Origin of the sequence: Roseateles toxinivorans (genome assembly GCF_004362525.1) — a bacterium.
Classification (GTDB): Bacteria; Pseudomonadota; Gammaproteobacteria; order Burkholderiales; family Burkholderiaceae_C; genus Paucibacter; species Paucibacter toxinivorans.
Map to the genome: position 1 here is coordinate 595091 of NZ_SNXS01000002.1, position 13618 is coordinate 608708.

Sequence of the window (13618 nt, forward strand, 5' to 3'; positions counted from 1 at the left end):
CTTCATATCGATTCCTTCAACGGACAGCCTGGATGGCGGCTATTTTGTCCGCTCCGAACTCCTTGGCAAACTGGGCATAGGCGGGCACCACGGCCTTGCGGAAGCTCTCGCCGTCCACCTTTTCTATGACCTGCATGCCGTCCTTGCGCAGCTGGGCGATGCCATTGGCCTCGTCCTCGTTGACCTTCTTGCGCTGTGCGATGCCACCCTTTTGCGCGGCCTCGACGAAGACCTTTTTGTCGGCGTCCGACAGCTTGTTCCAGACATTGGGCGACATGATGATCACCGCCGGCGAATAGACGTGCCCGGTCAGCGAGAGGTACTTCTGCACCTGGGCGAACTTGGCCGACAGGATGACCGGAATCGGGTTCTCCTGGCCATCGACGGTGCCCTGCTGCAACGCTGTGAACAGCTCCGGAAAGGCCATCGGCGTGGGCAGCAGACCGAAGGTCTTGTAGCCGTCCATATGGACCTTGTTCTCCATCGTGCGCAGCTTGAGCCCGGAGGCGTCGCTGGCCGTCATGATGGGGCGCTTGTTGTTGGTCATGTGGCGGAAGCCGTTCTCCGTCCAGGCCAGGCCGATCAGGCCTTTGGCGGCCATCTTCTTGAGCAGGTCCTGGCCGATGGGGCCGTCCATCGTGTGGCGCGCATGGTCGTAGTCGCGGAACAGGAAGGGGATATCCACGATCTTGGTCTCGGGCACGAAGTTGCCCAGGGCGCCGGTCGAGGCGTTGACCAGGTCCTGCGTGCCCAGCTGCACCGCCTCGATCTGCTCGCGTTCGCCACCGAGTGCCGAATTGGGGAACTGCTGGCACTTGTAGCGGCCCTGGGTGTTCTTCTCGACCTCGTCGCAGAAGGTGACCGAGCCGACCCAGTAGTGCGAGTCCTTGGCCGGCGTGTAGCCGATCTTCAGCACGGTCTGGGCCGAGGCGTTGCCCAGGCTCAGGGCGAGGGCGGCGGCAACGAGAAGGGTCGGGCGTAGCGTCATGGTGTCTCCAGGATGGAATGAAAGGGCTCGCCCGCCGCTTCGGTGTCGGCTGGGCTTTGGCGGAACAGGGGTCAGGTGATGCGGCGGATGCTCTCGGCGATTTCTTCGCGGTCGAACACCTGCTTCCAGTCCTCGCGCATCAGCCGCGGCTTGCCGAAGGTGATGGCCTTGTTGCAGGCGTCGGAGAACTGGCCCGGGATCTCCTTGAAGATCACCGCGGCGAGTATGGTCATATGGCCCAGCAGGAAGTCGCGGGCGGCCTCGGCCGGCACGCCGCGCGCCACGACCTCGTCCATGGCCTCGCGCATCACGTCCAGCAAGGTGGCGCAGACGGTCTCGGACAGGCCGGGCTCCAAGAGCGCCATCTGATCGACGGTCAGCCGGTAGGAGCGCAGGATGGGCGCGTAGATCGTCTTGGCGATGTCCTCGCCGAGTGCGAAGTCCGCATCCGTGCCCTGCATCAGCGCGCTGACCACCGACTGCTTGGCATGGCCGCCGCCGAAGAAGTCACGCCGCGCCTCGGGCGTGGTCTCGTCATTGAAGATCGGCGGGTGGCAGGGGTGGGCGACGAAATAGACCAGATCGGGCCGCTCCGGCAGATGGCCGGCGAACGGCGCCGCGGCATCCAGGGTCATCACCATGGTGCCCGGCCGCAGCAACGGCGCAATCTCGCGCGACAGCTTGCCGATCAAGGTGTCCGGCACGGCCAGTATCACCACGTCGGCGCCGTCCAGCGCTGCCTCGGCCGAGACGCAGGCCAGGCCCAACTCGTCCTGCAGCCGCTGCCGGCCCACCGCGCCCGGCTCCACATGCCGGACCTTGTAGGCCGACCCGACCAGGTTGCGGGCCAGCCGCACGCCCATCTTGCCGCCAGCGCCAAACAGCGCAATCGTTGCACTCATCAAAACCTCCAGACCAGAAAATGGGGTCAGACTCCAATTCCTCGGCGTCTGTTGGTCTAATGGTATAATGAGTACATCACACGATATACAGCGTAAACCCTTGATTCACCGCAATCATTGCGGGGCGATAGACGGCATCGGCACCGGCGCCACCACCGCCGGCGCATAGACCAGATCGCGCAGCGCCAGGCTGATTTGCGGGATGTAGGTGATCAGCATCAGGCAGCCGATGATCACCAGCACAAAGGGCAGCAGGTACTTGACGATGCGGTCCAGCGAGATCTTGGCCACCGTGCAGGCGGCGAACAGATTGACGCCGAACGGCGGCGTGATCATGCCCAGCGCCAGATTGACGACCATGATGGTGCCGAAGTGCACCGGGTCCACACCGAAGTGCCGTGCCACCGGCACCAGAATCGGGGCCAGCACGATGATGGCCGCCGAGGTCTCGATGAACATGCCGATCACGAACAGCGCCGCGTTCACGCCCAGCAGGAACCACATCGGCGATTGCAGCACTTCGGTCAGCCAGGCCCCCAGCGCCTCGGGCACGCCGGCGCGGGTGATCAGGAAGGCAAACAGGCCGGCGTTGGCGATGATGAACATGATCACCGCGCTGGAGATCACCGACTTGCGGAACACCGGTATCAGGTCCTTGAACGTCAGCTCACGGTGGATGAACAAGCCCACGATCAGCGCATAGAACACCGCCACGACCGAGGCCTCGGTGGGCGTGAAGATGCCGCCGTAGATGCCGCCCAGGATGATCACCGGCATCAGCAGCGCAAAGCCGGCCTTGTAGGTGGCGGTGCCCACGCTCAGGCGGCCGTCACCGTCCTGCTTGCCCCAGCCCTTCCAGCGGCAGTACAGGTGCACAAACAGCATCAGCACGCCGCCGATCAGCAGGCCCGGGCCGAAGCCGGCGATGAACAGCTCGCCGATCGAGACCTCGGCCGACACGCCGAACAGAATCATCGGAATCGACGGCGGGATGATCACCCCCAGCTCAGCCGAGGTGGCCTGCAGCGCTGCCGCGTATTCGCGCGGGTAGCCGTGCTTGATCAGTGCCGGGATCAGGATAGAGCCGATCGCGAAGGTGGTGGCTACCGAAGAGCCCGACACCGCCGCGAAGATCATGCAGGTCAGCACGCAGGTCATTGGTAGCCCGCCCTGCACGCCGCCGACCAGCGACTTGGCAAACTCAACCAGCCGGCGCGAGATGCCGCCGGTTTCCATCAGATTGCCGGCCAGTATGAAGAAGGGCACGGCGGCGAGCGGAAACTTGTCGATCGCGGTGAACATCTCCTTGGGCGCGAGCACCAGGCGTTCGGGGTCGAAGAAGGCCAGGCCCAGCATGGCGGAGCCGCCAATCGAGACGGCGATGGAGATGCTGAAGGCAAAGGCCAGCAGCATCGTGATGAGCAGGGTGAATGACATGGTGTGGGTCGCTTCCGGGCTGGTTTACTGAGCGTTTTCCAGCTCTTCATTCATCGGGTCGATGTGCTGTGCGATCACGGCCACGAGGGCCAGCGCCGCACCCACCGGCAGGGCGGCATAGGCCCAACCCATCGACAGCTCCATGCTGGCAAAAGTCTGGAAGCGCACGCGCCAGGCCAGGTTGATGCCGTACCACAGAAGCACGCTCAGAAAGGCCAGGGAGCTCAGCGTGATCACCCAGCGCACCGCCTGGTGGAAGACGCCCTTGGTCATGCGCAGCATCAGATCCACCGAAACCAGCGCCCCGCGCCGGAAGGCCACCACCACGCCCAGCATCACGCACCAGATCAAGAGGCGCCGCATCGACTCCTCGGTCCAGGTCGACGGTTGCGACAGCACGAAGCGGGTCACCACCTGCCACATGCCCAGCACGCTGATCACGGCCAGCAGCACGCAGGCGGCGTTGAGGGCGAAATTGCTCAGATGGCGGTCGATCGCCAGCAGAAGAGTGCGCATGGCGCCTCCCGGTCAGGCCGGGCCGGCGCGAGTGAGCGCCGCCCGGCAGGTTTGCACGGACTTACTTGACGGCTTGGATGGCAGCGATCTTGTCGGCGCCGAATTCCTTGGCGAAGTTGGCATAGGCCGGGGCCACGGCCTTGCGGAAGCTCTCGCCGTCCACCTTCTCGATCACCTGCATGCCGTCCTTCTTCAGCTGGGCGATGCCATTGGCCTCGTCGTCATTGACCTTCTTGCGCTGGGCCGCGCCACCCTTCTGCGCGGCATCAACGAAGGCCTTCTTGTCGGCCTCGGACAGCTTGGCCCAGACCGCGGGCGAGAGCAGTATCACCGCGGGCGAATAGACGTGCCCGGTCAGCGACAGATGCTTCTGCACCTGGGAGAACTTCGAGGCCAGGATCACCGGGATCGGGTTCTCCTGGCCATCGACCGTGCCCTGCTGCAAGGCGGTGAACAGCTCCGGGAAGGGCATCGGCGTGGGCAGCAGGCCGAAGGTCTTGTAGCCCTCCATATGCACCTTGTTCTCCATCGTGCGCAGTTTCAGGCCCGAGGCATCGCTGGCGGTCATGATGGCCCGCTTGCTGTTGGTCATGTGGCGGAAGCCGTTCTCCGTCCACGCCAGGCCGATCAGGCCCTTGCCCTGCAGCTTCTTCAGCAGGTCCTGGCCGATGGGGCCGTCCATCGTGTGGCGGGCATGGGCGTAGTCACGGAACAGGAAGGGGATGTCGACGATGCGCGTCTCTGGCACGAAGTTACCCAGCGGGCCGGTCGAGGTATTGGTCAGGTCCTGCGTGCCCAATTGCACCGCCTCGATCTGCTCGCGCTCGCCGCCCAGCGCCGAGGCCGGGAACTGCTGGCACTTGTAACGGCCTTGCGTGCCCTTCTCCATCTCGTCGCAGAACACCGTGGAGCCCACGCCGTAATGCGATTCCTTGCTGGTGGCATAGCCGATCTTCAGCACGGTCTGCGCGGCGGCGGTGCCGGCCAGTGCGCACAGCGCGGCGGTGATCAGGGTGGTCTTGAATGTCGTGGTCATGCTTGTCTCCGTCTCTAGGTTTTGGTGGATGGGTTGGGAAAGTATTCAGACGCGCAGCGGGATCGTCACTGCGGCCGGGTTGTCCTGCACATACTGCAGCACGATGCTCTTGAAGTCGGTGTCGGGCCGCAGGCCCAGGCGCTCGCGCCGGGCCGACTCGAAGCGTGCCGGCCAGCCGCCGACCATGCGTGCAACACCGGCGTCGGGCTCGAAGCGCACGCGCGCCACGGCCTCGGGGCCGGCCACGGCGGCCAGCGCGTCCAGCATCTGCTGCACGCTGACGGTCAGGGCCGGCAGGTTCAGTGCGGTGCGGCCGCCGAAGTCCTCACGGCTGGCCTCGATCACGGCGATCAGGCCTTCGATCGTGCGTGCCGGCGAGGCCAGCGCGATGCGCGTCTCGGGGGCGACCGGGCAGACGGCGTCCAGCCCGGCCAAGGGTTCGCGGATGATGCCGGACAGAAAGCCCGAGGCCGCACCATTGGGCCGGCCCGGCCGCACCGATACCGTCATCAGCCGCGCCGTGCGGCCATCAATGAAGCCCTTGCGCGTGTAGTCGGACACCAGCTGCTCGCAGATGAATTTGTGCACGCCGTAAGACGACTGCGGCGTCGGCAGCGTGTCGTCCTGCACCACCGCCGGCAACGGCAGGGCCGGGTCTGAACCAAAAACGGCCACCGAGCTGGCGAACACGAAGCGCGGCGCTGCCGCGCCCTGCTGGGTGTGGGCCCGCAGCGCATCGAGCAGTGCGCGGGTGGTGTCGAGGTTGGAGCGCAGGCCGAGCTCAAAGTCCAGCTCGCATTCGGCCGACACGGCCGAGGCCAGGTGAAACACGCCGTCAAAGCCTTCGGCGCCCAGCGCCGCGCATTGGTCAAGCAGCGCGCCGGTGCGGGCCTGCACACGGGCATCGGCCATCAGATCGGCGGGCGGCGGGAACAGATCGGCCAGCACCAGCGTGTTGACCTTGCGGCCGTTCAGCTGGCCCCGTGCCAGCAGCGTGCGCGCGAGCCGCGCACCCAGAAAGCCGGCCCCGCCGGTGATCAGCAGCTTCATGATTGGGAATCCTTGTAGGGGGCGAACCAGGCCAGGCCTTCTGATGTGCCTGCGCGTGGCCTGTATTCGCAGCCGATATGGCCCTGGTAGCCCAGCTCGTCGAGCAGCGCGAACAGATAGGGGTGGTTGATCTCGCCGAGATCGGGTTCATGCCGCTCGGGCACACCGGCGATCTGGATGTGGCCGACGTTGCCGCCGGGCAGGTACCGGCGCAGCTTCATCGCCAGATCGCCTTCGACGATCTGGCAGTGGTACAGATCCATCTGCACCTTCAGATTCGGCGCGCCGACCTCGGCGACGATGGCATGGGCCTCGTCCTGGCGGTTCAGGAAGAAGCCCGGTATGTCGCGCGTGTTGATGGGCTCGATCAGCACCTCCCGGCCGGCGCTGGCGGCCTGCCGGGCGGCCCAGGCGAGGTTCTCCAGATAGGTGGCACGCAGGGCGGCACGGTCGACGCCTGCCGGCACCAGGCCGGCCATCAGGTGGATGCGCGGGCATGCCAGCGCCTCGGCATAGGGCAGGGCCAGCTCCAGGAAGCCACGGCGGAATTCGTCCTCGCGGCCGGGCAGGCAGGCGATGCCGCGCTCGCCGGCCTCGAAGTCGCCGGGCGGGGCGTTGAACAGCACCTGGCGCAGGCCGTTGTCGGCCAGGCGCTGGGTCAGCTCGGCCTTGCCGAAGGCATAGGGGAACAGGTACTCGACCGCGCGGAAGCCATCGGCAGCCGCCGCGGCAAAGCGGTCGAGGAAGCCATGCTCCGTGTACATCATCGTCAGGTTGGCGGCGAAACGGGGCATGCGGTGTCTTCCTTCTTCCTTACCAGCGCGCGCCGAACTGGCTGCGCAACTCATTGATCTGGGCGTCGCTGAGCGGCGCCGGCTTCGTCATCAGCCACAACCTGGCCGTCTCTTCCAGCTCTTCCAGCACGGCCATCGCGCTGGCCGGCGACTCATGCCAGACATTGGGGCCCAGCCGGTCCAGCATCACCGCCCGCAGCGGTGTGCCGCTGCGCTGACCGCGCAGAATGGCCGCGGCCACCGCTTCGGCCGCGGCCGGGTCGCCGGGCCGGTGGTAGCGAATCAAGGGCACATGGCCGACCTTCATCACGTAGTAGGGCGTGATCGGTGGCACGATGTCGTGTTCGGTCCAGACACCGGCCAAGGTCAGCGCCACCAGATGGGTGCTGTGGGTGTGGATCACGCAGTGGGCCGTTGGCTCGGCCTCGTAGATGCGCCTGTGCAGGGCCAGTGTCTTGCTGGCCTTGGCGCCGGCCAGCTGGCGCCCGTCAGGTGCCACATGGGCCAGATCCTCGGGCCTCAGGAATCCGAGGCAGGCGTCGGTGGGCGTGATCAGAAAGCCTTCGCCCTCTGCCAGACGCACGCTGATATTGCCGGCCGTGGCATGCACATAGCCGCGCTCGAACAGCGAGCGGCCGACGCGGCAGATCTCGATGCGCAGGGTGCTGTGCTCGAAGTCCATCACGCCACCTGCCCCAGCGCCTTGGCGAAGAAATCGATGCCGCCGAAGTTGCCGGACTTCAGGGCCAGCAGCAGTTGTCGTCCCTGGGCTTGCGTCCAGGGCACGCCGGGGTCAATCGGCGCACCGATGCGCAGCGACTGCACGCCCAGCGCCTGTACCACCGCGCCCGAGGTCTCGCCACCGGCCACCACCAGCCGGCGCACACCACCCTCGACCAGGCCCTGCGCGACCCGGGCCAGGCAGTGCTCGACCAATTGGCCGGCACGCTCCACACCCAGCGCCGCCTGCACGGCCTGCACCTGCTGCGGCGCGGCGGTGGCGTAGATCAGCACCGGCTCTTGCTGCTGAGCGGCCCATGCCAACGCGGCCGCGGCGACATCGATGCCCTCGGCCAGCGCCAGCGCATCGACGCGGAAGCCCGGCTTGCCCGCCTCCAGCCATTGCTGCACCTGGGCATTCGTCGCCGTCGAGCAGGAGCCCGACAGCACCGCCGCCTTGCCACCGATCGAGGGCAGCTGGGCCGCCTGCGCATCGGGCCGCAGCCAGCCGCGCGCGGCGTAAACCTCGGGCAGGCCCAGCGCCACGCCGGAGCCGGCGGTGATCAGCGGCAGGTCGGCGCAGGCCTGGGCCAGCACGCGCAGGTCATCGTTGTTGACGGCATCGGCCACGGCCAGACGCACGCCCTCGGCGCGCAGCGCGGCGATGCGCTCGCGCGTGGCCTGCAATCCCCGGGCCAGCGTGTCGTAGCGCAGCAGGCCCACCGGGCCCTCGGCCTGGGCCTGCAGCACGGTCACCAGATTGGCATCAAGCATCGGCGTCAGCGGATGGCTGCGCATGCCGGAGTCGCTGAGCAGCTGGTCGCCGACGAACAGATGACCGCGGAACACCGTGCGGCCGTTCTCCGGGAAGGCCGGGCAGGCAATCGCGAAATCGGCGCCCAGTGCGGCCATCAGCGCCTCGGCCACCGGGCCGATATTGCCGGCCGGCGTCGAGTCGAAGGTCGAGCAGTACTTGAAATAGAACTGGCGCGCGCCGGCCTGCTGCAGCCAGCGCAAGGCGGCCAGCGATTCGGCCACCGCCTGATCGGCCGGCGTGGTGCGCGACTTCAGCGCCACGACCACGGCGTCGGCATCGGGCAGCGCGGCATCTGCCGCCGGCACGCCAATCACCTGCACCGTGCGCATGCCGGCCCGCACCAGCATGCTGGCCACGTCGGTGGCGCCGGTGAAGTCGTCCGCGATTACGCCGAGGATGATGCTCATGCGGCAGCCTTCGGCAATTCCAGCCCGGCCAGCTGCGCATAGAACTTGATCACCGCCGAGTCGTCCTCGCCGCCATGGCCGGCAGCGGCGGTGGCCAGATACAGCTGGTGCGCCTGCGCGGCCAACGGCAGCGGAAACTGCAGCTTGCGCGCGGCGTCGAGCACGATGCCCAGGTCCTTGATGAAGATGTTCACCGCCGACAGCGGCGTGTAGTCGCCGGCCAGGATGTGGGGCACGCGGTTCTGGAACATCCAGCTCATGCCGGCCGAGTTGCAGATCACCTCGTAGAGCTGATCCGGGTCCGCCCCGGCGCGCATGCCCAGGGCCATGCCCTCGCAGGCGGCGGCGATGTGTACGCCGGCCAGGTGCTGGTTGACCATCTTCACCGTCGAGCCGACGCCGGCCTTGTCGCCGAGCCGGTAGACCTTGCCGGCGATCGCATCGAGCAGCGCGCCGGCCGCGGCAAAGGCCTCGGGCTTTCCGGAGGCCATCACCGTCATCTGGCCCTCGGCGGCCTTCTTGGCGCCGCCCGAGACCGGGCCGTCGATCAGCCACAGGCCGCGCTCGGCCAAACGGGCCTCCCACAGCGGCGGCAGGGTCGGATCGACGGTGGCCGAGGTGACGATCACCGAGCCAGGCTTCAGCGTGGCGGCCAGTCCGCCCTCGCCAAACAGCACGTCCTCGGTCTGCGCGGCATTGACCACCAGCACGACGACCACATCGCAGTTCGCGCCCAGCTCCGCCAGCGAGGCGGTGCTGCGGCCACCGTCGGCGACGAAGCGCTCGCGCGCCTCGGCCCGGGTGTCCAGGCCCCAGGTCGGCACGCCGCGCTTCAATGCGGAGACGGCCGCGCCATAGCCCATCGAGCCGAGACCGACGACGCCCAGCGTCTTGTTCGTTGTCATTTCTGTTTGTCCTTTGCAGCGGCAGGCGTGGTCAGCACGCCTGCCATCTCGAGCCGCCGCGCCGCCTGCACCATGTGATTGCTGGCCGCACGCCGGGCGGTGGCGGCGTCGCGGGCGGCGATGGCCTCGACGATGGCGTGATGCTCCTCGCGCACCGCGGCGGCAAAGCCCTGGTGGCGGGCCTCGTTGCCGCGCGTCACGCGCATGGCCTCGCGCAGGTACTGCTCCAGAAAGCCCAGGAGCCGGCCGAACTGCGGATTGCCCGAGGCCTCGGCAATGGCGCGGTGCAGGGCCAGGTCTTCATCGACGCCATCGCGCCCGGCGGTCACGGCCGCCTCCAGCGCCTTCTCGGCGCGCCTGATGGCCGTCACCTGCTTGGCGTTGCCGCGTTCGGCCGCCAGCGCGGCGATCTCGCCCTCCAGCGCCCGGCGCACCTCGACGATCTGGGCCACCGCCTGCACCGACTCCAGCACCTCTGGGTCAAAGGCCAGCGGCTTGTTGGTGGCCGGCGGCGCGACATAGACGCCCGAGCCCTGGCGCGAGATCAGCAGCCCCTGCGACTTCAGCTGGTGCACGGCCTCGCGCACCACGGTGCGCGACACGCCGTGCAGCTCGGCCAGCTGCTGCTCGGTGGGCAGCCGGTCGCCGGGCGCCAGACTGCCTGCCTGCACCTGCTCGGCCAGCAGCGCGGCCAGGCGGTCCGACAGGCGGCTGGCCTGTAGGCGCGGGCCGACCGACATCAGTGCGCTCATGAAGAAGTGACCCGAGAAACTGAATTCATCGGGTCATCATACAAATCTGAGGGCGCGTGAGACCCCGGGCAAACCCTGGGCCGGCGCGGCTGGTCGGCTGTCGGTCAGCCGTTCTTGATACGGCTCACCAGGGCCTGCGCATAGGCGGCCGTGCTGGCGCTGCCGCCCAGGTCGCCGGTGCGCACCTTGTCGATGTTCAAGGTCGCGTCAATGGCCTGGCGCAGCCGCGTCGCTTCGTCGGTCAGCTTGCAGTGGTCCAGCATCATCGCCGCGGCCAGCAGCAGGGCCGTCGGATTGGCGATGCCCTTGCCGGCGATGTCGGGGGCGGAGCCATGCACGGCCTCGAAGATCGCCGCGTCCGCGCCGATGTTCGCGCCCGGCGCCATGCCCAGGCCGCCGACCAGACCGGCCACCAGGTCCGACAGGATGTCGCCGAACAGATTGGTCGTCACCAGCACGTCGAACTGCCAGGGGTTGAGCACCAGCTTCATCGCGCACGCGTCGATGATGACGGTGTCCAGCGCGATGCGGTCCTTGTACTTGCGCGCCCACAGCTCCTCGCCGGTCTCCAGGAACAGACCGGTCAGGGCCTTCATGATGTTGGCCTTGTGGACGATGGTCACCTTCTTGCGGCCGGTGGCAATCGCCAGCTCGAAGGCGTACTCCAGCAGGCGGCGGCTGCCCTGGCGGGTGTTGACGCCGGTGGCCATGGCCACCGCGTGGGGGTCGCCGTCGATGGGCACATAGTGCTCATGGCCGATGTAGAGGCCTTCGAGGTTCTCGCGCACCACGAGCAGGTCGATGTTGTCGAAGCGGCCGCCCGGAATGATGGTGCGGGCCGGCCGCACATTGGCGTAGAGCTGGAACTCCTCGCGCAGGCGCACATTCGATGAGCGGTAGCCGCCGCCCGAGGGCGTCTCCAGCGGGCCCTTCAGCGCCAGCCGCGTGCGGCGGATGCTGTCCAGCGTGGCCTGCGGCAGCGGGTCGCCATGGGCCTGCACGCCGCCCAGGCCGGCTATCTGCCGGTCCCACTCGAACGGCGCCTTCAGCGCATCAAGTGCGGCCAGGGTGGCGTCAACGATCTCGGGGCCGATGCCGTCGCCGGGGATCAGCGTGGCGGGAATGGGTGTGGTCATGATGTGGGTGGTGTGGCGGGGTTGATGGACTGCTGTTGCATAGGCGCAGGGTACTCCAGAGCCTGGCGCCTGGCCCCGGCGAGCGCTTGAAACAAACGATATCGGCCGGCCGACTCACGGTAGCCGGGCCGCACGTGCAGGGCATCCAACCCACCGCAAACCCCATGAAGGCAACAGTCTTGATTGAGCGCCGCCCTGGCGCCAGCCCGACCCGAGCGTGAAGACCTTTGCTGTGGTGTCGCTGAAATACGAGCTTGAGGTGATTCCGGCCAAGGCCAGGCGCACCCAAACCGACAACCTGAAAGAGCTTGAGCGCCTGCGAGCGGTGTTCGGCCGCGTGCTGATCGACTCGATCAAGCCGCACCATGTGCGCGCCTATCTGGACAAGCGCGGCGAGCAAGCCAAGGCCCGAGCGAACCGCGAGAAAGCATTGCTCAGCCACATCATCAACAAGGCCCGCGAGTGGGGCTACACCGACGCACCGAACCCCTGCCAAGGGGTCAAGGGCTTCAAGGAAACCGGGCGGGACCGCTATGTCAGCGACGCCGAGTTTCGGGCGGTGTGGGAGAAGGCCGGCCAGACCGTGCGCGATGCCATGGACCTGGCGCTGCTGACCGGCCAGCGGCCGGCCGATGTGCTGAAGATCAAGCGGGCAGACTTGCACGACGGTGCGCTGTGGATTGTGCAGAACAAGACCGGCGCCAAGCGGGCCATTGAGCTGACCGGCGAACTGGCCCAGTTGATCGAGCGGATCAACGCCCGGCCGCGCGTACGTACGAGTGCTTGGCTGATTCAGGACGATGACGGCAAGCCCCTGGGCACCTTTGCATTGCGCTCGCGCTTTGACAAGGCCAGGAAAGCGGCCGGCGTGTCGTTTCAGTTCCGAGACTTGCGGGCAAAGGCCGCATCCGACACGGGCGACCTGGCGCATTCGCAGAAACTTCTAGGCCATCGCAATCGAGAAATGACCGAGCACTATGTGCGGGCTCGAGCAGGGGAGCGAGTCAAACCTCTACGATAGCCAGACACTAGCCTTGGCGCGATAAGGTGAGAACCTGTGGATATGGGAACCGCGGGTTCAGCACCGCGAAAGCATCAGCCGACGAGCTGAGAGAGAACTCTCTAGCAGACCTTGGCGCAAACGTAGCGGACGGATTGGTGCATACGCACCCGATGCCGGCAATGTGCGATGGCACCTTCTTGCGCCGACCAAGGTCGATAAGCAATGGTTCCAGCGCTGTCCGCAGCAGTGGGGAGGCAACAGATGCCCCAAGCACAACAATTCCGCCCACATCAACCGACAGCTGCTCGGCTGCTCTCTTGAGCTGCTTGATGATGATGCGCTCAAGCCGTGCCAAGTCGGGCATTGGGCGTGGCCACTGCAAATCGGCGGGCGCCTTCACCTCAATCCCGATCTGTGTAGTGGGTCCGAAGTTGATGAACATATCGGGGGATTGACCCCGGTGCAGCTTCGCGTCGTTGAAACCGATTGGGTTGCCTAGGTCCGCAAGATAGGTGCAAGCAATGAACTGCGCCACGGCGTGAGGGAACTCATGAATGAGTGCATACGAGATTCCTCTAAAGTGTGGGTGGTGTTGCCAACGCGATATCAAGTGTTCAACAACCTGTAGGAAGTTGACGGCGATGCCGTGATCTCCATGCAGGTTCAGTCCGCCTGCCGTCAAACCCTTCTGAAGCGTCAGCAGTGCCCATGCGGGAGGGTGGTCCAAGAACCGATGATTTCCCGCATTCATCGCCCGCTGCGTTGTTGCCAGGCAGTCATCAAAGCCACGGCAGAGTTCGCGCATTTGACGCTCGACAGACTGCAGCCAATCCAATCCGAGTTGCGTACCTGTTCTTGCGTCATCACGGATGCCGTTCACACCGCGGATTCGAGCAATTTCCTGATCGCAGCTGATGGTGGCATCTGCCAAGTCCAAGGGGGCAGATATACAAAACCGTCCTGCCGTTCCTAAGGTAATAAGACCCAAGGGCATTGGTTCGCCATCGGGCCAAGGCTCAGTGGTCGATATCGCGTGGCACCTGCCGCACTCTATGCCTACGGCAACAAGCTTCCGAGGTTCATAACCAGCCACCAGTAGATTGCCGCATGAGCTGCATAGGAAATCACTCGGGCCGGAGCCCTTCGCGATTGGGC

At 66.4% G+C, this 13618-nt stretch carries 14 protein-coding genes; 1 reads left to right on the plus strand and 13 read right to left on the minus strand.

The genetic code is table 11. The annotated features are described in order from the left end of the window. Positions 1 to 16: 16 nt before the first annotated feature. From DES47_RS08475 to DES47_RS08530, 12 genes are all read right to left on the minus strand, one after another. Entirely contained in the window at positions 17 to 988 is a 972-nt protein-coding gene (locus DES47_RS08475) for a TRAP transporter substrate-binding protein (RefSeq protein ID WP_133700244.1), read from the minus strand. A gap of 71 nt (positions 989 to 1059) precedes the next feature. Beyond that, complete coding sequence (locus DES47_RS08480) at positions 1060 to 1890, minus strand: phosphogluconate dehydrogenase C-terminal domain-containing protein (protein WP_133700245.1); 831 nt, start codon at positions 1888 to 1890, stop codon at positions 1060 to 1062. Positions 1891 to 2004: 114 nt separating this feature from the next. Next, on the minus strand, positions 2005 to 3327 hold the full coding sequence (locus DES47_RS08485; RefSeq protein WP_133700246.1) for a TRAP transporter large permease: 1323 nt from the start codon (positions 3325 to 3327) through the stop codon (positions 2005 to 2007). 24 nt (positions 3328 to 3351) lie between these two features. Next, on the minus strand, positions 3352 to 3843 hold the full coding sequence (locus tag DES47_RS08490; protein WP_133700247.1) for a TRAP transporter small permease: 492 nt from the start codon (positions 3841 to 3843) through the stop codon (positions 3352 to 3354). A 61-nt stretch (positions 3844 to 3904) separates the two neighbouring features. Further along, the gene (locus DES47_RS08495) at positions 3905 to 4879 is read right to left on the minus strand and encodes a TRAP transporter substrate-binding protein (RefSeq protein ID WP_133700248.1); all 975 of its coding nucleotides are present in this window, start codon (positions 4877 to 4879) and stop codon (positions 3905 to 3907) included. Between the two features lie 45 nt (positions 4880 to 4924). Further along, positions 4925 to 5929 (minus strand): D-erythronate dehydrogenase, encoded by a 1005-nt coding sequence (denD, locus tag DES47_RS08500; protein WP_133700249.1) that lies wholly within the window; start codon positions 5927 to 5929, stop codon positions 4925 to 4927. Further along, positions 5926 to 6723 (minus strand): 2-oxo-tetronate isomerase, encoded by a 798-nt coding sequence (otnI, locus tag DES47_RS08505; RefSeq protein ID WP_133700250.1) that lies wholly within the window; start codon positions 6721 to 6723, stop codon positions 5926 to 5928. The genes denD and otnI overlap by 4 nt, the downstream gene beginning before the upstream one ends. Positions 6724 to 6742: 19 nt before the next feature. Then, positions 6743 to 7405 (minus strand): class II aldolase/adducin family protein, encoded by a 663-nt coding sequence (locus tag DES47_RS08510; RefSeq protein WP_133700251.1) that lies wholly within the window; start codon positions 7403 to 7405, stop codon positions 6743 to 6745. Beyond that, a complete protein-coding gene (gene otnK, locus DES47_RS08515; RefSeq protein WP_208114939.1) occupies positions 7405 to 8667 on the minus strand; it encodes a 3-oxo-tetronate kinase in 1263 nt (420 codons plus the stop codon). The genes DES47_RS08510 and otnK overlap by 1 nt, the downstream gene beginning before the upstream one ends. Continuing rightward, a complete protein-coding gene (gene ltnD / locus DES47_RS08520) occupies positions 8664 to 9572 on the minus strand; it encodes an L-threonate dehydrogenase (protein WP_133700252.1) in 909 nt (302 codons plus the stop codon). Before ltnD ends, otnK begins: the two co-directional genes overlap by 4 nt. Next, complete coding sequence (locus DES47_RS08525; protein ID WP_243748217.1) at positions 9569 to 10324, minus strand: FadR/GntR family transcriptional regulator; 756 nt, start codon at positions 10322 to 10324, stop codon at positions 9569 to 9571. Before DES47_RS08525 ends, ltnD begins: the two co-directional genes overlap by 4 nt. A 104-nt stretch (positions 10325 to 10428) precedes the next feature. Continuing rightward, positions 10429 to 11460, minus strand: a complete 1032-nt coding sequence (locus DES47_RS08530; protein ID WP_133700253.1) for an isocitrate/isopropylmalate dehydrogenase family protein — start codon at positions 11458 to 11460, stop codon at positions 10429 to 10431. 217 nt (positions 11461 to 11677) lie between these two features. On the opposite strand from DES47_RS08530, the gene DES47_RS29215 reads away from it, so the two are divergent. Continuing rightward, positions 11678 to 12481: a tyrosine-type recombinase/integrase gene (locus DES47_RS29215; protein ID WP_133700254.1), complete on the plus strand. Its 804-nt coding sequence runs from the start codon at positions 11678 to 11680 to the stop codon at positions 12479 to 12481. A 7-nt stretch (positions 12482 to 12488) separates the two neighbouring features. On the opposite strand, the gene DES47_RS08540 is transcribed toward DES47_RS29215, so the two are convergent. Beyond that, the gene (locus tag DES47_RS08540) at positions 12489 to 13394 is read right to left on the minus strand and encodes a hypothetical protein (RefSeq protein ID WP_133700255.1); all 906 of its coding nucleotides are present in this window, start codon (positions 13392 to 13394) and stop codon (positions 12489 to 12491) included. Positions 13395 to 13618: the final 224 nt, after the last annotated feature.